At 41.7% G+C, this 25,913-nt stretch carries 21 protein-coding genes and 1 pseudogene; 18 read left to right on the top strand and 4 right to left on the bottom strand.

The window, feature by feature from the left end:
* Nucleotides 1-78 precede the first annotated feature (78 nt).
* Nucleotides 79-834, top strand: coding sequence for a (S)-benzoin forming benzil reductase (locus tag C509_RS0102675; RefSeq protein WP_018705360.1), 756 nt, complete (start codon nt 79-81; stop codon nt 832-834).
* A 98-nt stretch (nt 835-932) separates the two neighbouring features.
* On the opposite strand, the gene shc is transcribed toward C509_RS0102675, so the two are convergent.
* A complete protein-coding gene (gene shc / locus C509_RS0102670; RefSeq protein ID WP_018705359.1) occupies nt 933-2,831 on the bottom strand; it encodes a squalene--hopene cyclase in 1,899 nt (632 codons plus the stop codon).
* A 225-nt stretch (nt 2,832-3,056) separates the two neighbouring features.
* Between shc and C509_RS0102665 the strand changes: the two genes are divergently transcribed.
* The 14 genes and pseudogenes from C509_RS0102665 (at nt 3,057) to C509_RS0102595 (ending at nt 17,732) form a co-directional block, all read left to right on the top strand.
* Nucleotides 3,057-4,046, top strand: a complete 990-nt coding sequence (locus tag C509_RS0102665; RefSeq protein ID WP_018705357.1) for a DUF2515 family protein — start codon at nt 3,057-3,059, stop codon at nt 4,044-4,046.
* Entirely contained in the window at nt 3,979-4,440 is a 462-nt protein-coding gene (locus C509_RS0102660) for a CBO0543 family protein (RefSeq protein WP_026319650.1), read from the top strand. The genes C509_RS0102665 and C509_RS0102660 overlap by 68 nt, the downstream gene beginning before the upstream one ends.
* Before the next feature lie 31 nt (nt 4,441-4,471).
* Nucleotides 4,472-4,879, top strand: a complete 408-nt coding sequence (locus tag C509_RS0102655; protein WP_018705355.1) for an RDD family protein — start codon at nt 4,472-4,474, stop codon at nt 4,877-4,879.
* A gap of 86 nt (nt 4,880-4,965) precedes the next feature.
* Complete coding sequence (locus C509_RS0102650) at nt 4,966-5,877, top strand: DMT family transporter (protein ID WP_018705354.1); 912 nt, start codon at nt 4,966-4,968, stop codon at nt 5,875-5,877.
* A gap of 113 nt (nt 5,878-5,990) precedes the next feature.
* The gene (locus C509_RS0102645; protein WP_018705353.1) at nt 5,991-6,719 is read left to right on the top strand and encodes a GntR family transcriptional regulator; all 729 of its coding nucleotides are present in this window, start codon (nt 5,991-5,993) and stop codon (nt 6,717-6,719) included.
* Nucleotides 6,720-6,933: 214 nt separating this feature from the next.
* Nucleotides 6,934-8,289: an aminotransferase gene (locus C509_RS0102640; protein ID WP_018705352.1), complete on the top strand. Its 1,356-nt coding sequence runs from the start codon at nt 6,934-6,936 to the stop codon at nt 8,287-8,289.
* 37 nt (nt 8,290-8,326) lie between these two features.
* Nucleotides 8,327-9,241: a selenium metabolism-associated LysR family transcriptional regulator gene (locus C509_RS0102635; protein WP_018705351.1), complete on the top strand. Its 915-nt coding sequence runs from the start codon at nt 8,327-8,329 to the stop codon at nt 9,239-9,241.
* A gap of 68 nt (nt 9,242-9,309) precedes the next feature.
* On the top strand, nt 9,310-11,088 hold the full coding sequence (gene xsc / locus C509_RS0102630) for a sulfoacetaldehyde acetyltransferase (RefSeq protein ID WP_018705350.1): 1,779 nt from the start codon (nt 9,310-9,312) through the stop codon (nt 11,086-11,088).
* A gap of 549 nt (nt 11,089-11,637) precedes the next feature.
* A complete protein-coding gene (locus tag C509_RS0102620; protein WP_018705349.1) occupies nt 11,638-12,915 on the top strand; it encodes an Nramp family divalent metal transporter in 1,278 nt (425 codons plus the stop codon).
* Nucleotides 12,916-13,373: 458 nt separating this feature from the next.
* Nucleotides 13,374-14,254, top strand: a pseudogene (locus C509_RS27415) (DUF3100 domain-containing protein).
* Nucleotide 14,255: 1 nt separating this feature from the next.
* Entirely contained in the window at nt 14,256-14,705 is a 450-nt protein-coding gene (locus C509_RS0102610; RefSeq protein WP_018705348.1) for a hypothetical protein, read from the top strand.
* Nucleotides 14,706-14,750: 45 nt separating this feature from the next.
* The gene (locus C509_RS0102605; RefSeq protein WP_018705347.1) at nt 14,751-16,088 is read left to right on the top strand and encodes an amidohydrolase family protein; all 1,338 of its coding nucleotides are present in this window, start codon (nt 14,751-14,753) and stop codon (nt 16,086-16,088) included.
* 86 nt (nt 16,089-16,174) lie between these two features.
* Nucleotides 16,175-16,960 carry a sulfite exporter TauE/SafE family protein gene (locus C509_RS0102600; RefSeq protein ID WP_083934511.1) on the top strand — a complete coding sequence of 262 codons (786 nt, stop codon included), beginning with the start codon at nt 16,175-16,177 and terminating at the stop codon, nt 16,958-16,960.
* Between the two features lie 31 nt (nt 16,961-16,991).
* Nucleotides 16,992-17,732, top strand: a complete 741-nt coding sequence (locus C509_RS0102595; protein WP_018705345.1) for a GntR family transcriptional regulator — start codon at nt 16,992-16,994, stop codon at nt 17,730-17,732.
* 64 nt (nt 17,733-17,796) lie between these two features.
* On the opposite strand, the gene C509_RS23240 is transcribed toward C509_RS0102595, so the two are convergent.
* From C509_RS23240 to C509_RS27320, 3 genes are all read right to left on the bottom strand, one after another.
* The gene (locus C509_RS23240) at nt 17,797-19,287 is read right to left on the bottom strand and encodes an APC family permease (RefSeq protein WP_018705344.1); all 1,491 of its coding nucleotides are present in this window, start codon (nt 19,285-19,287) and stop codon (nt 17,797-17,799) included.
* 256 nt (nt 19,288-19,543) lie between these two features.
* Nucleotides 19,544-20,899, bottom strand: a complete 1,356-nt coding sequence (locus tag C509_RS24590) for an APC family permease (protein ID WP_306419632.1) — start codon at nt 20,897-20,899, stop codon at nt 19,544-19,546.
* Nucleotides 20,896-21,063: a hypothetical protein gene (locus C509_RS27320; protein WP_306419631.1), complete on the bottom strand. Its 168-nt coding sequence runs from the start codon at nt 21,061-21,063 to the stop codon at nt 20,896-20,898. Before C509_RS27320 ends, C509_RS24590 begins: the two co-directional genes overlap by 4 nt.
* Before the next feature lie 686 nt (nt 21,064-21,749).
* On the opposite strand from C509_RS27320, the gene C509_RS0102570 reads away from it, so the two are divergent.
* Genes C509_RS0102570 through C509_RS0102560 form a run of 3 tightly spaced genes read left to right on the top strand, consistent with a single transcriptional unit; the run spans nt 21,750 to nt 25,863 of the window.
* Nucleotides 21,750-23,060, top strand: a complete 1,311-nt coding sequence (locus tag C509_RS0102570) for an FAD-binding oxidoreductase (RefSeq protein WP_026319644.1) — start codon at nt 21,750-21,752, stop codon at nt 23,058-23,060.
* A 50-nt stretch (nt 23,061-23,110) separates the two neighbouring features.
* Nucleotides 23,111-24,415: a (Fe-S)-binding protein gene (locus C509_RS0102565; protein ID WP_154654323.1), complete on the top strand. Its 1,305-nt coding sequence runs from the start codon at nt 23,111-23,113 to the stop codon at nt 24,413-24,415.
* Entirely contained in the window at nt 24,412-25,863 is a 1,452-nt protein-coding gene (locus tag C509_RS0102560) for an FAD-linked oxidase C-terminal domain-containing protein (RefSeq protein ID WP_018705340.1), read from the top strand. The genes C509_RS0102565 and C509_RS0102560 overlap by 4 nt, the downstream gene beginning before the upstream one ends.
* Nucleotides 25,864-25,913: the final 50 nt, after the last annotated feature.

The following is a 25,913-nucleotide window of genomic DNA, read 5'->3' as shown; positions in this document are numbered from 1 at the left end:
GAAGGGTTAAACAATACAATAAAGATAACGAAATACTGATTGAATCAATGCAGTGTCTGAAGAAAGGATGATAACAAGATGGACGTCTTTTTTATAACAGGTGCTTCAAGAGGAATTGGCCTCGCTTTGAGCAAAGAGCTTATGAAAGAAAACAGTGTTCTTGTCTGCTCGGCACGCTCAAAAAACGAAGAGCTTGCAAAGATCGCCAATAACCATAACTGTAAGTTTGCATTCATTGAGTTTGATCTGAATGAAACTTCGCGTCTGGAAGAATTGATGGATACCATGATTTCTTATACTCCAGAGTTTCCAGGCTCCATTACACTCATCAATAATGCCGGTGTCATTGAACCGATCGGCCATACAGAAGACAATTTGCCGGAGTCCATCGAAAAGAACATCGCTGTAAACTTGACTGCGCCAATGATATTGACATCTGCCTTTATCCGAATGCTAAAGGACAGGCATGTGCCTAAGCGGGTAGTCAATATTTCTTCCGGCGCAGGACGTCATGCTTATATTGGATGGAGCAGTTACTGTGCTGCAAAGGCAGGGCTTGACCATTATTCAAATGCTGTTGCGTTGGAACAGAAAAAAGAGCCATTCGGTGTAAAAATCGTTTCTGTTGCCCCGGGTATTATTGATACGGATATGCAAAAGGAAATACGTAAAAGCGGAAAGCAGGAATTTGAATTGGTTGATCAATTTATTGAATATAAGGAAAAGGGTCTTCTTAGTTCACCCGAAGAGACAGCGGGCAAGCTTGCACGCCTGATTCATAGCGATAAATTTTCCGAGTTGGATGTCCTTCTTGATCTGCGCAATGTAGAGTAAATCTAAAAATAAATTTAAATCCCAAAGCGGCTTATGGCTTATGTGGAATGACAATCCAGCCGCCGCTGACGTCATTTATAAAGAAAATCGCCTGCATTCTAGTGTGCAGGCGATTTTTGTTTCTTTATTTTCTTTTCGTAATTGGCGAGCGCAAGCAAAGGGTAAATATGACGATAACTGTGATAATGGATGTAGAATGAACCTCCCATCCCTTGGCCGACGGGGTAATCCCAAGTCCAATCTTCGTTATCAAATGAGTGGAGCAAATAACGGATTCCCGCTTCAATTTCCGGTGTCAGCTGATTCTCTGCGGCAATTAGTGCATCCAGCGCCCAAGCTGTTTGGGTAATGTGGCTTTTATGCAGCGGAACATACGTATTTTTAATGTCGCTGTTGCATGATTCTCCCCATCCGCCATCTTTGTTTTGAATCTTTTTAAGCCAGGCTATGGCCTTTTGGATACTTTTATTCTTACGGTCAACACCTGTTGCTATTAATCCTGTGATGGCAGCCCACGTTCCGTAGATAAAACAGATTCCCCACCGACCGTACCATGACCCGTCTTTTTTCTGATTGGCCAAGAGCCAATCCACTCCATTTATTATGTTTTTGTTCTTCTTCGGCATGTTCGTATAGTTTCCAAAAAACTCAAGGGTCCTTCCGGTCAAGTCGGCACTACTTGCATCTGAAACAAGGAATCTTGACTTTTCAATGGGTAAGAGATCCATTATCTTTTTATCGACATTTTTTTCAAAAGCAGGCCACCCACCGTCATCATTTTGCATTGAAAGAGCCCAACCGCTTCCGCGATCCCATGAAGAACGCAAAGCGGAATTTTCGGTTACCAATGGAGAGAAAGCTCTTAATGCAGCGGTTGTATCATCAACATCCGGATTGAACGTATTAATGTCCGAAAACCCCCATCCGCCTGGCAAAGGATCCGGGTTGTGGATGACCCAATCACCGTACTTATATTGCTGCCTTTCCAATAAGTATTCGTTTGCCGCTACGATCGTCGGATCCGATGGAGGAACTCCTGCATTCTGCAGAGCATAGGAAATGAGGGTAGTATTCCAGACGTTCGCTGTTGTGTATTGCATATGGGAGTATCCCTGAATTGTACATTCCATTCTTTTCAGGCCGTCGACCGCATTTAAAATAATGGGATCATCTTTCTTGTATCCGAGGGACATGAGCGCGAATACCATCAGGAAGGTGGAACTGAAATAACTATAAAACGTCCCGTCCGTTTCCAGGTGGTTGAGCATATATTGTTTAGCCCGCTCGATGGCATATGAACGAACATAACCTGGAGCCATCAAAATGCTTTTGATCCCATGTTCGATAATTGAATAGATATTTTCGAAACTGCGTTTTTCCTTTGCTGAAAAAAATTCGTTTGTCCTTGTGGCAAAAAGATCGGAAAGATCCGGGCTGCCTTTCGCTTTTTTGCTGTATTTTTTTGCGGCCAAAATCATGATCGGGGCAAGATTGGCCCTGCCAAATACCGAAAAATCATAGAAATTGATTGGGAAGGAAAGGGGCAAAAGCATCAATTCCACAGGAAGAGGGAAAAAGGTCGGCCACTTGTATTGTCCTGTCAGAGCAAGTAAGACTTTTGTAAACATCTCCGTTTTTTCCATACCGCCATTTTTTAATATGAAGCTTTTGGCTCGCCGGAGACGAGTATCGGATTTTGAATAAAAACCCGAATAAAGAAGGGCATAATAGGATTCAACCGTATAGGATAAATTTCCCTCCTTTTCATCGTGAAATAGCTTCCAGGCCCCATCCTTTTCCTGTTTACTTAGAATCCGCTCCGTTAACCTGCGAATTAAATCTTCATCATTTATTTCCAGAGTTCTTAATAAAATGATCATATAGGAGTCGGTTTTTACCCCTGTATCAAAAGGGTAATTCCACGATCCATCAGCCGTCTGCTCATCCTTCAGGATTTCGGTGATCTTACTGATTAATTCTTCTGTACTGTACGTCATGCTAAATCATCTCCCTGAAAATATTTATTCAAAAAAATGTGAAAGAATGCTTGGCGGGGGTGATGAAAGATTTTCTTTTGCAAGAAGAAGAAAAATATAGAACCGCTTTCCCGCCAGCTTCACGATATAAAGGGAAAATTGAAGAAAGGCCTGTTGAATACCTGCACTTTGGAAATTGGAGATTTGTCTCGAGAGGACAAAGCGATTGTGGGACAGATCAAACAGATGACAATGATGCTGAATATCAACAATATAACTAGGACACAAGCCTATCTTGATTTTTATCTTCAATATCCGGAAATCCATTGGGCATTCCTGGGGCATGCTGTGTCAAGAAACGGCGGATGGAACATGACCGACTTGAAGGGAGATTTGCTCTCAAGGCTGATGAATGAAATGAAGCAGGAAGAATTCTTTGAATTCCTGGAACGGGGAAACTGGCTGATATTCCAGGATGCATTTCCACAATTTTTACTTTATGGAGAGAGTGTGAAGAGGAGGCGCAGCTTGTTTTATTTGCTTCCTTGCTTTGGAATATCCAGATTCATGGAGGTGATTTGGAACGATTTTTGGGTAAGAAGAGATTCCTATATATTGGCCATAGCACAAATTGTCAACGAACAAAGTTATCTGGAAGCGAGAATGATTCTAAACCCTTTATACAAGGAAAAGGTTCTTCATACCCTGGAGTTCGTTTTGCAGGATTTGCTATCGTTCAACCAAATATTGTTCCCTTCAATTAAAAACGGAAAAGCTGAACTGTCAGGGATGACCATCCATCAATTTGGATCACTGCATGAGCGGATCATTCTTGGCAAAAGGTTGTATCGCTTACTCTTTAAAGACAGGATAAAGCATCAGGAAATTTTGTCCTGGTGTATTGCCCACAGGCATACCGGTTCAAGAAAGGATTATTGGCCTCATATCTTTAATGATGTGAATGAGGGGCTGCCTGGTCCACTTCAAATTCGAAGGCTTAAAAATTGCCGTTTGATCGGAAGTTCACCAAGGTTGTATAGTCCTAAACTTGAGCATGCATGGCCTAATGTGAAACATGAACCTGCTGAACCAGGGGATTGGTTTGATGATTGCAGCGTTGTCCATTATCTAGTGGAAAGTGAAGAATCGATAGATGGGAATATAACAGGTGATTATTGTGAGACACTTCAAAATCTGGAATTGGCCGTACTTGCGAAAAAGGCCGTTTTTATATAATGAGCCTAGCTATTTTCCTGCCATTGTATTCGCCGGGCTATTGGGAACGTACTTAGATCTTTTTTTTACGGGAACCGGAATATTTTCATTTCCGGTCAGACCCTTTCCAGATGTTTTTGAGATTCATATCGTTTTTAATCTTGTGGGCCTTCCCGTTATGACTTGGGCCTTTTTATGGACTGCTAGAAGAATGTCCAGAAAAGGAAGAATCATCATCTTCATTTTGATCAGTTTTGCCGGCCCTGTATTGGAAGTTTTTTCGGAGGAGAGAGGTTTATTCGAGCATACAGAAGAGTGGAAGCACGTGTTTTCATTCATTGGTTATTTTCTATTTTTCTTCCTAGTATGGATTGTATTTAAATCGACAAATGCACGGGGGAATAAGGAAAACTAGTATTAAGTATCAAACGAGAGGAGCGGAGTTCATGATTCAAAATCCTGGCGGGTTTTGGAGAAGGCTGCTTGGCCTTTTATTGGATGCAATCGTTGTTGGCGTTCCGTTGGCATTTTTGTCCTATATCTTGACAGGTGATACCGAAGGAAACTTTTTTACGTCTCTGATAAGCTTTTTGTATTACTTGATCCTTCCAACAGTTTGGATGGGATATACGGTTGGAAAGAGGATAGTTGGCGTAAGGATTGTGAAAGTAGATGGAGGGAAGGTAGGGATTGGGACGATGCTTTTGCGAACTTTTGTAGCGAGCATTGTCTATATGGTGACACTGGGCATCGCTTTAATTGTGAGTGCCTTTATGGTTGGTTTGCGTGATGATAAAAGAGGGATTCATGATTTGATCGCCAATACGTACGTAACAACTGATAAACCGCAATAATTTTTTGAAACGGAAAAATATTGAAAATGCCCCTCCTGTGTTACAATACAAATAATTCAGAAGTGGATGGCAAGGCGGGGGATTAGATGAAAAAATGGCATTTATATATTTTGATTATCATGGTCATGGTGATTTGGGGCTTCAATGTCACAGCCATTAAAATAATTGTCAGTCATTTTGCACCGGTGACAATCACATCATTACGTATTTTCATTGCATTCCTCACGCTTGCACCGATGCTGTTTTATCGCAGTGAAATAAACAAACTTGCAAAAAAAGATATCATTTTTATTGGGTTGGTGGCCGTATTCGGTGTCCTCGGCCACCATTTATTCCTCTCTATTGGGCTTAGCAGGACTAGTGCATCCAACGGCGGGCTGATACTCGGGTCGGTCCCGATTGTGACAACTGTGGCGGCTGCCCTTTTTCTTGGAGACAGATTAACTGTCTTTCGTGTAGTTGGATTGATATTTGGCTTTTCGGGTGTCGCACTCATCATGCTTATGCAGCCAGGAGCTTCATTGAGCTTCGCCGTCGGTGATATTTTCATATTTTTTGCAGTATTATCACAGGCAATCAGTTTTATTTTGATAAACAAAATGTCCAGCACTGCAGGAACGCAGGCAGTAACGGGTCTTTCCCTCATGATGGGATCAGGTATGCTTTTTGCGGTCAGTCTTGCTGTGGAGCCGGCAGGACTGGCTACATTAAAAACTGGCAATCTTACAGCATGGCTTGTATTTTTTGCTTCAGGGGTGATAGCTACAGCTTTTGGACATCTCATTTATAATCATGCCATTCAGAAAATCGGAGCAGGACAGGCATCTCTGTTTTTAAATTTGTCTCCCTTTTTCTCGCTTGTCGGAGCCTTTTTATTTTTGGGAGAGAAAATATATTCCACTCAATGGATTGGCTTTTTCTTCATCGTAGCAGGGGTCGTCTTGGGAACAGGATTTTTGGAACAACGGAGGGTGATTCGGATAAGGAATTCATCATAGGAGTTTTATAAAACTATTTTATAAAAGGTGAAGAAATCGGGATTTGGGGTTTCTTCATCTTTACTTTTTAGAAAGATCTGATATCCTTTTATTAATTAATCAACGGGAGGGGGATGGATGTGAAAATTGATTATAATCATCCAATTCCGCTGCATATCCAGTTAAAAGACCTTATTGAGCAGCAAATAGCCGATGGTGTCTATACTGAACAAATTCCAAGCGAACGACAGTTTATGGAAAAGTTTAATGTAAGCCGGAGTACTGTCCGGGAAGCCATTAACTTATTGGTCAGGGAAGGGGTGCTTGAAAAGAGGCACGGCAAAGGCACCTTTGTTTCTTTGAAACCGATTCAAGATTGGCTGGGCCACTTAAGTAGTACTACTGAGGTCATACGGGGAATGGGGATGAAACCTGGAGCTAAATTGATCACCCATTACAAGACAACGCCGGATCCTTATATTAGGGGGCTCACAGGATTCAAGGAAGCTTATTTTATCAAGAGAGTACGTTATGCGGATGATATTGCGATTGGCGTAGAACGTCATTATTACCCAGTTGAAATCGGAGAGCAATTGGCTAAATATGATCTGGACAATGCAACCCTATACGATTTGGTTCAGAATGAGCTCGGAATCCAGTTTGCAGAAGCAGATCAATCAATCTCCTGTGGGCCGTTATTGGAGGAGGACTATGATTATTTGGATATACCTGCTGATGCTTGCGTAATGACAGTAAGACGGGTGATTAAAAACGAAGCAGGTCGAGTCATTGAGCTTGAGACCGCCTTTTACCGCAGTGACATGTACACATTCAAAATCAATCTGTCCCGAAAATTTGGCTGAGCAGGGGACATTTATTGGTAAAGCAAATAAATGTAATAGAATTAACAAATGTCAGAATAAAGGAAATACATTGAAATATGAAATTTGGTGATTTATACTTAAGTTAACCTCGTAAGTTAACCTCGTAAGTTAACCTCGTAAGTTAACTGGTACGGATGTCATAACATCACTATGAGTATAGTCATCAAAAATAAGAGAAATGGAGGTTCGGATGATGAAAACCGAAGTCGAATTGAATAAAGGAGTTCAAACGAATGAAACTCATCTTTGGAATGCGATCACCCGCTATAATCCTAATGCAGAGCCAACAGTCGCCGTTTCTGGTGAAGGATCCTGGTTTACAGATGAAAAAGGAAACCGCTATCTTGATGGAGTATCCGGATTATGGTGTTTGAATCTTGGTCATGGAAGAAACGAAATCGTTGACGCAGCAGCAGAACAAATGAAAACCTTGTCCTATTTTCCTTTGACGATGAATCATAAACCAGCTGTACAACTAGCAGGTAAAATCAGCGAGCTCCTAGGGGCTGATTATCAGGTTTTCTTTTCTAATAGCGGCTCCGAAGCAAATGAAACCGCTTTTAAAATAATCAGACAGTATCATAACCAGACTGGCAATCCAGGAAAATATAAAATGATTTCTCGATACAGAGGTTATCATGGAGCCACCCTTGGAGCATTGAGTGCAACAGCACAGGCCAACCGCCGCGTGAAATATGATCCTGGAGTCCCGGGGTTTCTGCACGTACATCCTCCTTACAGTTATCGCTCATTATTTGACGGAACGCCCGAAGAAACGGATTTAAAAGCTGCCGATCTTCTTGAAAGCACCATACAGCATGAAGGCAAAGAATCAGTAGCGGCATTCATTATGGAACCGTTCATCTCTGGTGGAGGAGTCATTGTACCTTCGGTTAAATATATCCAACGTGTTCAGGAAATTTGTGAAAAATACAATGTGCTGCTTGTTATGGATGAAGTGGTTTCGGGATATGGAAGAACTGGTGAGATGTTCGGTTTCCAGCATGCCGAAGGTGTTCAACCCGACATTGTGACAATGGCAAAAGGGTTGACGAGCGGATATTTGCCACTTGGAGCCACAGCTGTTAAATCGGAGATTTATGAAGTGTTCAAAAAACAGGGGAAAGACAATCACTTCCGGCATGTTTCCACATACGGCGGGCACCCGGCTGCATGTGCGGTTGCACTTGCTAATATAGAAATAATTGAAAGAGAAAATATTGTCGGACGGGTGAAGGAGCTGGGAGAATCCAAGCTCGGAAGGCTCCATCAGTTAAGTGACCACCAAAATGTTGGAGAAGTGAGACAGGCAGGCTTCCTGATGGGAATTGAAATGGTTGCTGACAAAGAGACAAAAGAACCGCTTGATGATGAAAGACTGGGAAGCATTTTGGCTGAATGTAAAAAGCGCGGATTGATCATCGGCAGAAATGGAGATACAGTACCGGGCTTAAATAATGTGATCATTATTGCACCACCGTTAACAAGCACTGAAGAAGATTTGGACTTTGTAGTTGAAACAGTAGAATCGGTGATTCGTAGTCTTTAAGTTTTTCCCTAAATACAACTCGGGGAGGGATCCAGCAATGGATTACGAAAGGTTGAAAACGTTTATAGCGGTGGCCGAAAAAAAGAACTTTTCCGAAGCGGCCAAAATATTGTATGTAACGCAGCCAACCATTTCGGCGCAAATCAAGGCGCTGGAAGAAGAGCTTGGGACAAAACTGTTTGAACGAACAACGAAAAAAGTGGAGATGACACAGTCCGCCGAGATTTTATTGAAATATGCGAAAAAGATCATTCACTTGAGCGATTCGGCCCATAAAGAAATATTGAAATTTGAAGACAGTATGTATGGGGATTTGAAAATAGGCTGCAGCTTCACAATTGGTGAATATGTCCTTCCCGAGTTTTTAAAATTGTTCAAAGATGAATATCCTCTCATTCAAATGAGTGTTAACATCACAAACTCCAATAACATTGTATTAAGCATAAAAGACCAAATCATCGATGTTGGGCTGATTGAAACACCGATAGAAGATGCTCAAATTGTTGTGGAACCTTTTATGGAAGATGAATTGATTTTAATAGCAGCGCCGGGTTATTTTTCCGATAATGAAATCACCATATCTGCGGAGCGGTTAAAGGTTACGCCCTTGATTGTAAGAGAAAAGGGATCAGGGACCAGGGCTGTTGTAAACCAGTATTTGAATCAAGCAGGAATTACGGAAGAAGATTTGAACCTTGTAATGGAGCTTGGAAGCACAGAAGCGGTTAAATCTGCTGTATGCGCTAAACTCGGGGTTTCCATCATATCAAAAAGCGCCATCAAAAAAGAGTTAAAGCTAAAACTGTTGAAAGCCTATCCAATAAAAGATATTTCCTTTTACAGAGAATTTTACATTGCCTGCCGAAAGGATACAGTCTTAAAGCAAACATCGGAATTATTCATGGATCAGTTGAAAAGCAGTACGGTAAAAAGTGAAAAAGGTGTTTCATAATCCGTATCAGGCAACATAAGTTGTTAATTATAAATTTTTAAACTTACCATCGTGAGGGAGGAATTGAAATGACTCAACAGGAAGCGGTAAAACAAAAGGTTGCAACAGGACACAAAATGAAAATGACACCGAGTGAGGCAATTGTTGAAACCCTTGTGCAAGAAAATGTAAAAGAAATCTATGGGATTGTCGGATCAGCATTCATGGATATGCTTGACTTGTTCCCGACAGCAGGAATCAGATTCATCCCGGTCCGCCATGAACAAAGCGCTGCGCATATGGCAGATGCTTTTACAAGGGTATCGGGTACAGCAGGGGTAGTCATCGGACAGAATGGACCGGGAATCACAAATATGGTGACGTCTGTGGCAGCCGCGTACCAGGCTCATACCCCAATGGTTGTCATTTCGCCTTCTGCAGGAACACCGACAATCGGATGGGATGGATTCCAGGAAGCGGATCAAGTATCCATTTTTAAGTCGATAACAAAAGAAACAGTTCGTGTGACACATACAAGCCGTGTCGCTGACTGTTTACGTACCGCCTTCAGAATCGCTTATGCGGAGCGGGGGCCGGTTTTATATGATATTCCACGTGACCTTTTCTATGGTGAGTTGGAGGACCAAATCCTTGAGCCCCATCAATATCGTACTGATGCAAGGGGAAGTGGGGATCCTGAGCTCATACAAAAAGCTGTCGAGCTGCTGGCAGGTGCAAAAAATCCGGTCATCATTTCCGGGCGTGGAGCTGTAGATGCTGACGGAGTTGACATAGTAGTAAAGATTGCCGAACATTTATCTGCTCCTGCTGCAGTATCTTATATGCATAACGATGCTTTCCCAGCAGACCATCCGTTGGCAGTAGGACCAATCGGCTATATGGGATCAAAAGCCGCCATGAACACATTGAAAGATGCGGATATACTGCTTGCGATAGGAACCCGTCTTTCTGTTTTTGGAACACTCCCTTGCTATGATATTGACTATTTCCCTAAGAAAGCCAAAATTATTCAAATCGATATCAATCCTCGTAATATCGCGAGGACGCATCCGATTGAAGTGGGAATCATCGGTGATGCAAAAGCAGCCGGCAAAGAATTGTATAGACAATTGTTGAAAGTACAGCCTGAGCCTGCGAATAATGCGGAGCGCGTGGCTGAAGTTGCGAAACGAAAAGAAGCTTGGGAGCAGGAGCTTGTGGACATGGCTATGGAGCCTGGCAATCCGATCAATCCGCGGAGGGCATTATTAGAGTTGACTAAAGCCCTGCCTGAAAACACAATCATTTCGACTGATATCGGAAATGTGTCATCAACAGCAAATGCCTATTTGAAATTCAATCAGACACGTCGTCATATTGCAGCACTGACATTCGGCAATACAGGGTTTGCCTATCCCGCTGCATTGGGTGCGCAACTCGCTGAGCCTGATACTCCTGTAGCTGCCATTATCGGAGACGGAGCGTGGGGAATGAGCTTGCATGAAGTGAGTACAGCCGTCGAACAAAACATCCCTGTCATCGCTTGTGTCTTCAATAATAAGTCGTGGGCAGCAGAAAAGAAAAACCAAGTGGATTATTATGACAATCGTTTTATCGGTTCAGATATCGATGCCCCTGACTTTGCAGAAGTTGCAAAATCCATGGGTGCACTTGGGTTTACAATCGATAAGCCGGAAGATATCGCGGGAGTAATTAAGGAAGTCCTCAAAAAAAGAAAGCCAGCTGTCCTTAACATCTATGTTGATGGAACACAACTCGCTCCGCCGTTCCGCAGAGATGCCTTGAAAATGCCAACACGATTCCTGGATAAATACAAACATCTTGATTATGAGAGTTGGAGAAAATAATAAGAGGATTAAGCCTCAGCCCGTTAGGTAAAGCCTTGCGGGCTGTTTTTTTTATAAAATAGATACAGACAGAAAGTTTCAGTCAATTAGTACAGCTTCTAATACAGAAACAATTCATCATAGCGGTCAATAGGTTCATTGAAGAAGGATCTATTGTACTGCTCCACTTCTGGCTTGCTAGGGAGTGACCAAAAGAGGAGTATATTAAAATGATTGTAGCCCTCTGCTTATTAAAATTGAATATAAATGTCATAATATTTTACAATCACCAAAAAACGGAAAAAGATTGAATGCCCATTTGAAAGCGCATACAATAAAAATAATCAATTCGTAAAAAAAATGCCAATTAAATTTTCGAAAAAATAGTTATAGCTAATATCATAATTCTAAAAGAAGGGATACACCTTTCGAGTCTTACTTCCTGTAAAATGCATTGTATATTTTTGTTTCAGCAAATAGACTCTTTCATACTATTTCAGACACATTCATTCATATAAGTTCAAGTGCCACTCTTGCCATAGAAACGCTAAATTATGAGGAGGATATAATATGGCTGAAAGAGAGTATGTAACAGAGAAGACCGTTGAGATGGGAGAGGCAGGTTTAAAGAAAAAGTTTTCTGTCTTGGGCCCTGGGATCGTTCTGGCTGCCACTGGAGTGGGTTCTGGAGACTTGGTGATGTCCACTGTTACAGGTTCAGAATTCGGAATCGCGCTCATATGGGCAGTAGTCATCGGTGTGTCCCTTAAATTTCTCCTTACTGAAGGAGTCGGAAGATGGACATTGTCTACTGGTAAAACAATTTTGGAAGGTTGGCGTTCCCTTGGAAGATGGACAATGGCATATTTTTTTGTTTATGTTTCACTTTTCGGGTTGATTTATGGAGCGGCAATTGCTACAGCTTGCGGTTTGATGATGACTATCATGTTTCCTGTTTTGCCGCTTTGGGCATGGGCGATTGTACATTCGGTGGCAGGCTTTATCTTAATTTGGTTTGGCAGATATAAAATCTTTGAAAAAGTCATAACGGTTTTGATTGGAATTATGTTCCTTGCTGTTGTCGGGTCTGCTGTATTCCTGCTTCCTAATTTATTCACATTGCCTCCGCAGGCAGTGACTCTGGGTATTCCTGACGGTGCTACATTTTTTAGAATACTGGGGCTTGTCGGCGGTATTGGAGGAACGATGGCACTTGCGGCTTATGGTTACTGGATTCGCGCAAGGGAATGGTCTGATCGATCTTGGATTCCGGTTATGCGCATGGATGTTGCGATCGCTTATATGATTACAGGTCTTTTTTCAATATCATTAATGAGTTTAAGCGCCCAGTTTTTATATGGTTCCGGCATTACGTTCAGCGGTGTGGAAGGTATACAGGACTTTCTGAATCTGTATGGGGAAAGGTTTGGCAAAGTCCCACAATTAATTTTGAACATCGGGTTTTGGTCGGCAACATTCAGCTCATTAATCGGTTCATGGAATGGGATTCCGTATTTGTTTGCAGATTTCATGAGAAACTTTAGAAAGAAAGTCGATGAAGTGAAAATCAAAAAGCCGCTTGATGAAAAAGATCCGGCTTACAGGGCTTTCCTCGCATGGCTGACATTTCCATCCCTGCTTCTTTTAATGTTTAATCAACCAATAGGTCTGGTTTTGCTGTATGCGGCACTGGGATCCCTGTTCCTGCCGTTTCTCGCTGTTACTCTTCTATTTTTGCTGAATTCAAAGGAAGTAAAGCCTGAATTTAGAAATAGATTTTGGAGTAACACAGCCTTGGTCCTTGTGATCGTTATCTTTTTAACACTTGGCGTCACTAAATTCATTTAAGTTTACTCTTTAATCGATAAGCCGGAAGATATCGGGGGAGTAATCAAATAAGTTATCGAAGAAAGAAAGCCAGCCAGCTACCCGTATCATCTATGTAGATGGAACACAACTCGCTCCACCGTTCCCAGAGATGCCGACGAAGTTCCTGGATAAGTATAAACACTTGGATTACGAAATTTGAAAGATAAATAAGATGACGAGGCACCAGCCTATTGGGTGAAAACCTAGCGGGCTGGTTTTTTGTTGATTCGTGTTTTTTATAAGAGAAGTAATTGAAAGTATTTTCTGTAAATAAACTTCTTTACTTATCTGATAAGTTGATAGTATAATAACTTATAGCTTTTTAGAAAAACTGAGTATTGACTTTTACAGCTAAAGCCACGCTAAATACTTCCATCGTTTTCGCATCACGAGAGAAAAACAGGTAGAAAAATGAAAAGTAAAAGGAGGAGAAATGAATGGAGAATGTGTCACAGCCGAATAAAATTTGGCAGGCAGTTAAAAGGGATTACCGACTCTACCTTGCAGCTTTTTTCATCGTGGTTATTGCAGAACTGATAGGAACCAAGAAAATACAATTGGGTTCAGGATTGATTGTTATTTATCCTATGCTGTTCGCGATTGTGATCGGCATCGTGCTGGGACGGGACGTACTAGGCTTTTTTAAAGAAAAGGAGTCAAAGAAGGCTTCATCACTTGTACTTGTAGCAATCACACCTTTCATGGCAAAAATCGTGTTCTTGCAGGATCAAATCTCCCCCAGTTAGTGGATGTGGGTCCTGCTTTGGCTTTTCAGGAATTGGGTCATGTAGGAACGATTTTCCTGGCTTTGCCTATTGCGCTTATGCTAGGTATTAAAAAAGAGGCAATCGGTGCGACTAGTTCAACAAATCGTGATAAAGATTACGGATTGATTTGCCACCTTTATGGAGCGGATTCTCCAGAAGCAAGAGGGTCTCTATCCATTTATATTATTGGCTTCTTAATTGGAACCGTTTACATAGGTTTTTTAGCCAGCAGCGTGGCAGCCTTGAATATTTTTAACCCATTGGCGCTTGGTATGGCTTGCGGGATCGGGAGTGGGGTGATGATGGCAGCTTGCTCAGGCACCTTGGCGACAATATATTCCCAACATTCTGACCAGATAATCATGTTGGCAGGTGCAAGTGATATGCTTGCCGCGATTACAGGGATTTATTTTACGTTATTTATTTCCCTTCCACTAACAAAAAAAATATACTATTGGCTTGAGCCAAGGATAAGTCCGAAGCACACAAGAGCTGCCGTACAGCGAAACATTACGTCCGAAAAGGGAAAAGATACGAAGGTGGGTGGATGAAATGGTGATGAGCATGCGGGATTGGACAGTGTCACTTTTATTAACTTCAGTTGTAACAACGATTATTGCCAACCTTATTGGCAACGATATGTCGGTAATAGAATCAATTCCTGGAGTGCTTATTTTATCAACCATAGCATTTTTAGGGATTTTAATAGGAAAATGTATCCCTTTAAAAATTCCTGCAATTGTTTATGTGGTATTGTTAGGGCTGATTTTGGCCAGTCCCATATCGGCTGTTTCCAAACCAATCATTGATTATACTGCGAAAATTTCCTTTATGGCTCCTATCACCGTTGTTGGGACAATGGCTGGAATTGGACTGGATTTTAAGAGTTTCCGGAGCCAAAGCTGGAAAATGATTATTATTGCTATATTGGTCTATACAGGTACGTTCCTGACACAGGCTGTTTTTGCTGAAACATTTATCCGGATAACAAACGCCTTTTAAAAAATAGAATTTTTATAAAAGAGGAGGGATGAAATAGTGTGTAGTATGAAATGTGCGGACATTCTCATTAAAAACTGTTCATTATTAACGCCGGAATTTGAAGTTATTTCTGATCAAAGTGTTGTTATAAAGGAAAAAAAAATTTTGGAGATTGGTGATGAATCCACCATTTCGAAAATATATACTGCTGATGAAGCAATCAATGGAAAAGGGAAGTTGCTTATTCCCGGTTTCATTGATGCACATACGCATATATGTCAACAGTTGTTACGCGGTCGGATTACGGACGAATATCCAATGATATGGACGCGTATTATGGTTCCTTTTGAAAGCAGTCTTTCTGAAGAGGATGTTTTTATCAGCTCCCAATTGAGTTGTCTGGAAATGATTAAATCAGGGACAACCGCATTTATTGATGCAGGGGGTCGGTATATGCATCAGGTCGCAAGATCCGTTTTAGAATCAGGATTAAGAGGCGTTATCACCTGTTCAACAATGGATAGGGGCGGTAATATTCCTGAATCGATGAAATCAAGTGCTGCTGACAATATCCGGCGTAATGAATCCTTATTTAATGATTTCCACGGGGCAGGGGAAGGGAGATTGGATGTATGGTTTTCACTTCGGTCAATTATAACCTGCTCACCGGAATTAATACAGGATGTTTTTGAAAAGGCTCGTGAGCTTGGGACGGGTGTGCATAGCCATATGAATGAATATCCAAATGAAGTTAGTTATTGTTTGGAGAACTTTCAAAAAAGGCCTTTTGAATTTCTTGAATCATTGGGTGCCCTGGGGTCAAATTTTCTGGGAGCGCACGGCATCCTTCTTTCTGAGAATGAAATGGACATTATCAAAAATTATGATGTCAAAATTGCCCACTGCCCCATAAGCAATTCCGGAAAAGGGTTTACGAAGACACCAAGCTTAATAAATAGGGAAGTTGGGATTAGTTTAGGAACTGACGGAGCAGGTCATTCCAGTTTAAGCCTGATCGACCAGATGAAAGTTTTTAAGTCATTGATGAAAGTATATTGGGGAATGCCTGTTTTTGACCCCATGGTAATGCCCTCCAGGACTATACTGGAGATGGCTACATTGGGTGGAGCTAAATCAATGCTTCGTGAAGATCAGCTCGGTACTCTGGAAGTTGGAAAAAAAGCGGATATGGTCCTCATCAACATTGATAAGCCTCATATCCAGCCTACACATAACCTAATCAATACCCTGGTAGAGTCAGTCAATAGCGGTGATATTTCTGATGTAATCGTTGATGGAAAAATGATAATGAAAAGTAGAGAGGTACTTACGCTAGATGAGGAGAAAATTAGATATGAAAGCAAATCAGCCTTCGAAGGCTTGAAAACCAAAGCAAATATCTAACTGTGTTGAATATCTCCGTCACAAAAGGGAGGACATGCTGTCCCCCTTTTAATCTTTATTTGACAAGTTAATAGGATTGGGGTCTGATGATGGTGACAATTCTTGTTTTATCAGGCATTGTATTATGTTTAAATTTAATTATTGGAATTTTATTGGGAATGACCGGGATATCAGGATTCCTCCTGCCGCTATTTTATGTGGGAGTGTTGGGAATGCCGGTTCATGATTCATTGGCCTTAAGCTTCTTATCTTTTGCAATTTCAGGTATAATCGGGGCATACGCATATTGGCGGTCAAACAATATGGATTTAAAACTTGCATTTTATTTGAATATCGGAAGCCTGCCGGGAGCTTTTCTTGGAGTCCAAATCAATGTATTGATTTCCGAGTTTTTTGTCAAGGTCCTGCTTTATCTATTTATATTGTTGGCAGGACTTTCCATATTAAAAAAGAAAAGTCAAGAAAATGAAGAATCTCTGGTACATACTGGCCGTTCAAAATTTCTTGAAAACTATCTAATCATGATTTTAATCGGATTCGTTACAGCAGCTATTTGTTCATTAACGGGAGCAGGAGGACCAATTTTGCTTGTTCCTCTGCTTGCCGGCATGGGAGTGAACATTAGGATTGCTGTTGGAGTGAGTCTCTTAAATTCTGTAATCATTGCCATCCCTTCAATATTCGGTTATTTCTCTCATGCAGCAATGGGGAATTTAACTATGTTGATTTCTTTCAGTTTGTTGGGGACAGTAATCGGGATCATTACGGGTTCGAGTTTGGCTAATAAGGTATCCATCCGCCACTTGCGCATTTTCATCGCTTATGTCACGATACTGTCCTCAGTTTATATGCTTTTCACTTTGTTTATTTAATGAGGGGTTCGTTGCCGGGAGGTTGGTTAAAATGAGGGTCAATAAGTTTCAAAAACAAACCGCAGTACAACATGCAATCAAAAACTTGAGAAAGTTTATCCTACATTTAAATGAAGAAGACAAGCTTCCGTCTGAAGCCAAATTGGCCTCAGAACTGGGCGTTAGCAGACTGACAGTTAGGGAAGCGCTAACGGTGCTGGAAATAGAGGGGTATATCACCAAAAATCAGGGAAGCAGTACCATGGTGACTACTTTTGCAAGAAAATTAACCGGTCAAATTGACAGATCCGGGGAATTGGGAAGATTTATTACGGAATCAGGTTATCAAGTAAAAGTGGATTGCATTGCATACTCGTGGGAGCCTTGCACTGCCGAACAAGGTATTGCTCTAAATATATCTCCCGGAGAAGAATTGTTAGTGATTGAAAAACGCTTCCTGGCTGATTCAATGCCGGCTGCTTACTGTATTAACCGGATTCCCGGAAGGTACATGGATCAGGTTGAATTTAGCGAGGAGAATTTGGATGAAAATATTTTTACATTCTTGGAAGAAAACTGCGACTTGGCCTTTAGTCATGATTTTATGGAAATCATACCAAGCATGACGGACGAGAAACTGAGTGATTTCCTGGATCTTAAAGTTAATACCCCATTATTAAGGTTTGATATAACGAAGTATAATCTCGATGGTCAGCCGGTAATGTATAATACGGAGTTTTATGTTCATGACCTGATTAAGTTTACAGCAGCACGGACAACATCATATGTATAGGGAGATCACTTTAGGGATTTAATAAAAAGAGAGCTGCGGCATTATCCGCAGCTTTCGCAGAAGGTTACTTTGCCTTAGGTTCGGTCCTCAAAGATCCTACAGGGATTTCTCCATCCTTGAAATCTCCCAAGATGTAGTGATCCAATTCTTTTTCGGGTATTTCTTTGTAACTTTTATATCTTGTAAGAAAAAATATGACTCCAAGAGCAATCCAGACAAGTAAAGCAATCCATGACGGCGTTCCCAAAAATCCTGGTGAGCCGGGAACTACTAATAATAGGAAGAAAGCGATGCTACTGACAACTCCGATTAGCGCAACAAACTTTCTGCCGGGAGCAACAAGCGGGATATCTCTTACTTTACAAGTACTTTGGTCGGACCATTTAAAAAGACGGTAGGCAACAAATGTGGTGTAGAAATATGCGATTGTAACTCCAAGGGCAGCCATGTCAACAACCCATAATAATGCCTGCCTTCCGAAGAATGGAGCAACAAGGCAAGCTGCCATTGTAAACCAAATTCCGAGTTTCGGAGTTCCGTATTTGGGATGCAATTTTCCAAACGAGTCAGGGATGGCTTTAGCTCTTCCCATGGCAAACAGCAAGCGGCTCGTAGAAACGTAGAATCCATTTAATCCGGTAAAAACTCCCATCATGACTGCAAAAGCCAAAATCAAGACGCCGATCTTGCCAAAGGCATTTTCCACGATAGTACCAGTACCCCACATATAGCCTGCATCAACGGCGTTCATCCAAGGCATTCCTACACCAGTGGCTATGATGAGAAAAGCATATGTCAGCCCTGCGCAGATTAAAGCCCAAAATATCAATTGAAAAGATTTTCTTGGATGGAAATCGAATTCTTCGGCTGCTTGTGGTATATTGTCAAATCCGACATAAGCCCATGGGGCAATTGCGATGATGGCAGCAATTGCAGCAATGGAAGAAGTTCCAGGTTTAAAAAACGGCTGTAAATTCTCCAGCGAACTGGAAGGATGAAAGACCATTCCAACAGTAAGCAAGACAACCGCTATGACGAGACCTACACAAAAGATGAACTGAGAAAGTCCGGAAAGGCTTGCCCCGCGAATGTTTAGATAAGCGAAAAAAATAAGTGCTAGACAGGCAATGACGACCTCACCAAAAGTGACGTCCCACCCGGCAATCGTATAAAGATGCCCTTTGGTAAAAATGGCCGGCATCGTAAACTTTGCCAAAAGAGCCAGGGCTGATGCGTTTAAGGCTACAATTGACATGTAGCCGAGCGTCAAAAACCACCCACAGAAAAATGCGTGATACCTTCCCAGCCCATAATAGGCGTACGCAAATTCTCCGCCCGAGACCGGCAGTTTTTCAACAAGATATCCATAGCTTACACCAATAACAATCATCAGCAGCGCTCCGATGGAATAACCGATAATGACACCAAGCGGCCCGGCCATAGACATCCAATCCACAGGCAATACAAAGGCTCCCCAACCAATACAGGAACCGAACGCTATCGCCCAAACCCAATGCGCCTTCAATGTTTTTGCCAGCTGTTGCCGTTGTTCCATTAAAATTCCCTCCTTCATTTTTTATATATAAAAGTCGTTACGAAGAGGAGTCGTCAAGATGTTACTTAAAATTCTATTCTTTTGATGGCTTGAAAACAATTATTTCAGTAAATTCAAATAATTAGAATGTGTGATATCGCTCATGTTTTTTTCTATATATGAAGAATCAACGACTCATCTGTTTGTTCATATTATTCTGGTTAAAAACAAATAAGCACTGCTTATTAAACAGTGCTGTTAAGGCAACAGTCTTCTCTTATCTTTCTCCTGCTCGGAAAGTAGAGGTTAGGGAGGCTGCAGATACTGGAGGTTTGGCTGATTCCGTATTGATTTCCCTATTTTTGTATTCTCCCAGAATATATTGATCCAACTCTTCGTCCGTCATATTTTTATAAAATGTAAACCTTGTCAAAAAGAAAATGACGCCAATACTGATCCAGGCAAGTAAGGCAATCCATGATGGTTTACTTAAAAATCCTGGAGAACCCGGAACAACAAGAAGCAACAAAAAGGATGCACTACAGATGACTCCAAGCAATGAAAATAGCTTTCTCCACGGAGCAACAATCAAAACTTCATTTTGACTTTTTTCTTTTGCAGACCATCTAAAAAGCCGATAAGCAACAAAGCACGCATAAAAATAAGCGATAGTAACGCCGAGAGCAGCCATATCAACAACCCACAGCAAAGCTTCCCTGCCAAAGAAGGGAGCAGCCATCGTTACAGCCATTGTGAAAAAGATGCCCCAATACGGCGTTTTATGTTTTGAATGTAACTTTGTAAAGGCCTTTGGAAGAATTTTTGCCCTTCCCATAGCAAACAGCAGTCGGCTTGTTGATACATAAAAACCGTTCAGTCCGGTGAAAATTCCCATGAGAAGCGCAAAGGCAAGCAATGAAACTCCTACTTTTCCATAGGCACTTTCAACGATCGCGCCAGTTCCCCAAACATAACCGGCATCAACGGCGCTGATCCATGGCATGCCTATACCTGTAGAGACTATGACAATTGCGTAGGTTAATCCTGCACATAGTATAGCCATGACAATCAATGCAAAAGATTTTCTGGGGTGGAAGTCAAACTCTTCCGCTGCTTGCGGAATATTGCCAAATCCAACATAAGCCCATGGAGCGATGGCAACAATTGCAAGAATAGAAGCAATGGCTGGCCTGTCCGGTTTGAAAAGTGGCTGAAGATTGACAGGTGAACTTGATGGGTGCAGGAACATAGTGATGGCAAGTAAAACAACTCCCCCAACCAATCCAATGCAAAATATGAACTGAGAGAATCCGGACAAGCTTGTCCCTCGCACATTTAAAAACGCAAAAATAACAAGTGCAGTGCACGCAAGAATGATTTCTCCGACATAAACCTTCCAACCGGCAATAGTATAAAGGTGGCCAATTTCAATGAGGGAAGGAAATATAAATTTACCCAAAAGTGCCAGGGCAGATGCGTTTAGAGCGACTATGGACATATACCCCAATGTTAAAAACCATCCGCAAAAAAAAGCGTGGTACCTGCCCAATCCATAATACGCGTAAACAAATTCTCCACCCGAAATAGGCAGCCTTTCTATCAGATATCCGTAACAGGTCCCTATGAGAATCATAAGAAGGGCCCTATTGAATAACCGATTATCACTCCAAGCGGGCCAGCCATCCCCATCCAATCGACTGGTAAAACGAATGCTCCCCAACCGATAGCCGAACCAAAAGCAATGGCCCATACCCAATGAGGTTTTAACGTTTTCGCCAACTGCTCACGCTGTTCCATTTAATAACCTCCTAAAATAAATTGATAGCGCATTCATAAAACCAGCTATCAAACTTGTAAGTACGATTGTAGTTCCCCGCCAACTTAAAATCAATCATTTCAGAATATTCATGTTATCAAAATGTTTGATAGGAAGGATGGGAAACTTCTATATAATGAACAATGTTGGTTTAATAAATAATCATGGGATAGGTTATGTCATAGAAACATCGATTTAATTAGATATTATAAAATTAGTTAAATATAAGATAATAGATAGGACGATGATGAATACAAATGAGCATATTGAGAGAGAAGGAAGAACGGCCTTTTTGAATGAGGAAAAAGTGATGGTGTTACCATTAATCCGGCATATCAAAACTTTTCTCCAATCTCATATCTTATTTGCACAGTATTATGTCGGCACATATATATTGGCGGTAATGGGTTAGATTGAACAAATTGTAGGTATTGGCTGGATGATAATGGGAGTTGTTGTACTTGGAGTTAAAACAAAAATTTCAAAAGCAATTCAACGATTGGATCCTCAAATAATGATAGAAACCGAAACCTTGCTCATCATTTTTTGCAAGGTTTTTCCCAATGTGAAAGAGTTTGTATATTCAAATAATTGCTTGAATATAGATAGGTTTAGTGATTAAATGTAGAAAAGAGGATACCTTTTTATTAATGGGGAGGTGGGTCCAATATCGGCAACGAGTATTTTATCAGAATTAAAGACGATTATCCCTGAAGAACGTCGTGCAGCCGGGGAAGTGGATCATTATCTTGGGAATGGTGGCAAAATCGTCCTATATCCACAGGTTGAGGAGGAAATTGCCAATCTATTATCCTACGCCAACCAAAACGGCCAAACCGTCTCGATCATGGGGGCCGGAACGAAGAGAGGGTATGGCGGCCTTATTGAAAATACGGATATTCTACTTTCTTTGAAAAATTACAGCGGTATCGTGGAACATGTCCCTGGTGATATGACAGTCACTGTGAAAGCTGGAACCCGTTTTGGCGAGCTCCAGAAATATCTTTCACAATTTAATCAACGGGTTTCCATTGACCCGTTCACTCCAGAATCCTCCACGGTCGGCGGTGTCATTTCAGCAAATGACAGCGGACCTCGTAGGCTGGGTTACGGCTCCGCACGGGATTCGGTTATTGGGTTGAGAGTTGTTTATCCTGATGGAAAGATTATCCGTACTGGCGGGAAGGTAGTTAAAAATGTGGCCGGATATGATATGAACAAACTATTTATCGGCTCCATGGGTACACTTGGCATCCTCTCGGAGATTACCTTTAAACTCAGGCCGCTGCCAAAGTGTGAGAGTCTGATTCTACTATCTTTTCCGGATAGCAGCATGGAGCTGATCAGGAAATTTTCCATCCGATTGCTTGATTCGATGCTTGAGCCGGTAGCGCTGGAATTGCTCAATCCGTCAATGGCTGAAAAGTTGACTGGGAGATACAACAGAACATTGGCCATCGCCTTTGAAGATGTGGAAAGTTCAGTCTTATATCAAGAAAATTATTTAAGGGAAATCAAGCCTGACGGTACGGATATCACTGTGCTTTCGGATAAAAAGACTCAAATGTTTTGGAATCAATTTTATGAAAATACGGTCAATGAATCCTCAGATGACTTTGGAGCTTCCATGAAGATCGGCGTGGTCAATATGGACGTGCTATATATGATAGAAGAAACGATCAAGCTTGAAACACCGAACCAATTGACCATCCAATCTCATGGGGGATTGGGCCATGGCTTATGCCGGGCAGTTTTAAAAGGTGAAGAAAGTTTGGTGACAGATGCAATCTTTCAATTGAGGCAAAAAGCAGAGGAGTATGGTGGATATGCAACCGTCACCCATTTACCGTTTAAGCAAAGAAAGCAAATCGATTCATGGGGAGAGAAGCCTCCTTATTTTTTCTTGATGGAAGGTATCAAGAAAGCGGTGGATCCAAATGATATTTTGAATCCACAAAGATATTTGGGAGGGATTTAACCGTGGCGACAACAGAAAAGGAGACCAATCTGGATCCGGCATGTACCACGATGCACTTGGGGAATTATCTCTGGAATGATCTGCCTGACCCGAATAAGTGGGCGGATTGTGTTCATTGCGGAATGTGCCTTGAATCTTGCCCAACATATGAAATTACAGGCCAAGAACAGCATTCTCCAAGAGGGAGGGTGCATTTAATTCAATCGGTTGCAGAAGGGCGGCTTGAAGTCAATGATGAACTGATCGATCCGGTTTTTGACTGCTTGGATTGCCGTGCGTGTACAACTGCATGTCCTGCAGATGTAAATGTGGGCGGTCTTATTGAAGAAGCAAGAGGACAGATCAGACAGGCATTGCCATTAACAGGCTGGAAAAAATCAGTTGGCAAATTATTTCTTGAAAAGCTTTTTCCTCATCCAGACCGGATGAGCACACTTGGAAGTCTGCTGAAGTTTTATCAAAAGAGTGGTGTTCAGAAAGTGGTGCGAAAAACCGGGTTAAGCAAAATCTTGCCAGACCATTTGGCTGAATTGGAAGGAATCATGCCGGAGGTTGGAAAGCCTGTCCGAAAAAAATATAAAAACGAAAAAGTGATAAAAGCTCAAAGAAATAAGAAAGCGGAAGTTGCAATGCTCACCGGATGCGTGATGGATGTGATGTTTGCGGACGTAAATGAATCGACAATCAATGTTCTGACGCGAAATGGTAATGACGTGACAATACCCAAGAACCAGACATGCTGTGGGGCCCTTCATGTCCATGCCGGCGACAGGGATATGGGCAGAAACCTTGCCAAGCAGAATATAGAAGCATTCGAAGAAGCGGAGATTGTTGTTGTCAATGCGGCGGGCTGTGGTTCCATGATGAAAGAGTACCATGAACTTTTCCGAAATGATCCTGAATGGAAAACACGTGCGGAAAAATTCTCGGCAAAAGTGGTTGATATTGCAAAATATCTTCATGATACAGGTTACGATAAGCCAAAAGCATCAATTGAAACGACAATCACTTATCATGATGCTTGCCATTTGGCTCACGGACAGGGAGTATGGCAGGAACCTCGTGATCTTCTGCTTGATATTCCTGGAGTAAACATCGTTCACATGCCGAATGCCGACAGATGCTGTGGCAGCGCAGGAATTTATAATATTACCAATCCTGGGATGGCTGAAGCAGTCCTTCAAAGCAAAATGCAAAATGTCCCAGTCGAAGTCGAGATGATTTCGATGGGCAATCCGGGATGTATGCTGCAAATGGCGCTTGGAGTCAAAAAGTACGGCCGCAATCAAAAAATTGTTCATACGGTCCAGTTATTAGATTGGGCCTATCAAAAAGAGAGCAGGGAGATGGAATGAAGGTGGCGAACAACATCAAAACAAAAGATAAACATGTTCATAATCTTGCAAAACTCCTTTCCGGCCCCCATTCTATCCTATACAAAAAAGCAGAGTTGGCTGCGTATGACTGTGATGGATTTACGATACAAAAGCATTTGCCAAAGGCCGTTGTTTTTCCGCAAAATACGGAAGAAGTTGCTGCTGTCGTCAAATATTGTTCCGTAAATAATTTGCCTTTTCTTGCAAGAGGGGCAGGCACGGGGTTAAGTGGTGGTGCCATTCCGATCAACGGTGAAGTGATCATCAGCCTGACAAGGATGAAAAGGTTGTTAAGTGTCGATCTTGAAAACAGAAGAGCAGTAGTTGAACCGGGTTTTATCAATTTGAAATTGACGCATGCCGTTTCTGACAAGGATTATTATTATGCTCCGGATCCGTCCAGTCAATATTGTTGTACAATCGGCGGCAATGTAGCTGAAAATGCTGGAGGGGCACATTGTCTGAAATATGGCGTGACAACCAATCATATATTGGGATTGGAAGTTGTTTTGCCGAACGGTGAAGTGATCGAAATGGGAAGAAATGGAATCCCTGATTCACCTGGATATGATTTGCTGGGGCTTCTGACAGGATCTGAGGGCACTCTTGGTATTGTTACTAAAATTACTGTGAGAATTTTAAAAAATCCTGAATCGAAGCAAACAGTGCTGGCTTATTTTAATAAGGTTGAAGATGGAAGCCAGGCAGTATCTGATATTATTTCGACCGGCATCGTGCCTGCTGCCCTTGAGATGATGGATAAAATCGCGATTGAAGGGGTGGAGGCTGCAGCGTTTCCTGTCGGCCATCCCAAAGATATAGAGGCTCTGCTATTAATTGAAGTTGACGGTATCCGTGCAGGTATAGAGGAGCAGGTCAATCAAATTTTGGAAGTATGCAGAAACCGGAATGTCAGGGAAGTAAGGGCAGCAAAAAATGATGAAGAAAGAGAAAGATGGTGGGCAAACAGAAAAACAGGATTTGGAGCAATGGGGGCCATCTCGCATGATTATCTTGTTCAGGACGGTGTCATTCCTCGTAGTAAGCTTCCGGAAGTCTTGAGTAAAATCAATGAAATCAGCCAAAAGTCAGGATTAAGGATTGCGAATATTTTTCATGCGGGAGACGGGAATCTTCATCCGCTCGTACTGTTTGATTCCCGTGTCCCTGGAGAAGTCGAGAAAGCCATCGAAGCGGGCAGTGCCTGTTTAAAAGTATGTTCAGATGCTGGTGGGACCATTACAGGTGAACATGGCGTCGGTATTGAAAAAAAAGAAGAGATGCGTTTTGTGTTCACCGATGAAGAAATAATGGCACAGACGGATATCAGAAAGGTTTTCAACCATGACAATCTGCTAAATGCCGGGAAGCTATTTCCTACACCTGGGAAATGTGCTGAGGTTAAACAGGAGTTAAAAAAAGCATAAAATGAAAAGGCAATCAAATATCTGTAAATGGTCATTTACAGATATTTTTT

Source organism: Siminovitchia fordii DSM 16014 = CIP 108821, assembly GCF_000374565.1.
GTDB classification, from domain to species: Bacteria; Bacillota; Bacilli; order Bacillales; family Bacillaceae_C; genus Siminovitchia; species Siminovitchia fordii.
The sequence above is the reverse complement of the archived record's forward strand: the minus strand, read 5'-3'. Positions and strand labels throughout refer to the sequence as shown.

Coding starts and splice junctions, on each gene's coding strand:
- C509_RS0102565 (WP_154654323.1), top strand. CDS start 23,111: ATGCACTTGGGGAATTATCTCTGGAATGATCTGCCTGACCCGAATAAG.
- C509_RS0102675 (WP_018705360.1), top strand. CDS start 79: ATGGACGTCTTTTTTATAACAGGTGCTTCAAGAGGAATTGGCCTCGCT.
- C509_RS0102635 (WP_018705351.1), top strand. CDS start 8,327: ATGGATTACGAAAGGTTGAAAACGTTTATAGCGGTGGCCGAAAAAAAG.
- C509_RS0102650 (WP_018705354.1), top strand. CDS start 4,966: ATGAAAAAATGGCATTTATATATTTTGATTATCATGGTCATGGTGATT.
- C509_RS0102655 (WP_018705355.1), top strand. CDS start 4,472: ATGATTCAAAATCCTGGCGGGTTTTGGAGAAGGCTGCTTGGCCTTTTA.
- C509_RS0102620 (WP_018705349.1), top strand. CDS start 11,638: ATGGCTGAAAGAGAGTATGTAACAGAGAAGACCGTTGAGATGGGAGAG.
- C509_RS0102645 (WP_018705353.1), top strand. CDS start 5,991: ATGGATGTGAAAATTGATTATAATCATCCAATTCCGCTGCATATCCAG.
- C509_RS24590 (WP_306419632.1), bottom strand. CDS start 20,899: ATGATTCTCATAGGGACCTGTTACGGATATCTGATAGAAAGGCTGCCT.
- C509_RS0102605 (WP_018705347.1), top strand. CDS start 14,751: ATGAAATGTGCGGACATTCTCATTAAAAACTGTTCATTATTAACGCCG.
- C509_RS0102600 (WP_083934511.1), top strand. CDS start 16,175: ATGATGGTGACAATTCTTGTTTTATCAGGCATTGTATTATGTTTAAAT.
- C509_RS0102610 (WP_018705348.1), top strand. CDS start 14,256: ATGGTGATGAGCATGCGGGATTGGACAGTGTCACTTTTATTAACTTCA.
- C509_RS23240 (WP_018705344.1), bottom strand. CDS start 19,287: ATGGAACAACGGCAACAGCTGGCAAAAACATTGAAGGCGCATTGGGTT.
- shc (WP_018705359.1), bottom strand. CDS start 2,831: ATGACGTACAGTACAGAAGAATTAATCAGTAAGATCACCGAAATCCTG.
- C509_RS0102560 (WP_018705340.1), top strand. CDS start 24,412: ATGAAGGTGGCGAACAACATCAAAACAAAAGATAAACATGTTCATAAT.
- xsc (WP_018705350.1), top strand. CDS start 9,310: ATGACTCAACAGGAAGCGGTAAAACAAAAGGTTGCAACAGGACACAAA.
- C509_RS0102640 (WP_018705352.1), top strand. CDS start 6,934: ATGAAAACCGAAGTCGAATTGAATAAAGGAGTTCAAACGAATGAAACT.
- C509_RS27320 (WP_306419631.1), bottom strand. CDS start 21,063: ATGGAACAGCGTGAGCAGTTGGCGAAAACGTTAAAACCTCATTGGGTA.
- C509_RS0102665 (WP_018705357.1), top strand. CDS start 3,057: ATGACAATGATGCTGAATATCAACAATATAACTAGGACACAAGCCTAT.
- C509_RS0102595 (WP_018705345.1), top strand. CDS start 16,992: ATGAGGGTCAATAAGTTTCAAAAACAAACCGCAGTACAACATGCAATC.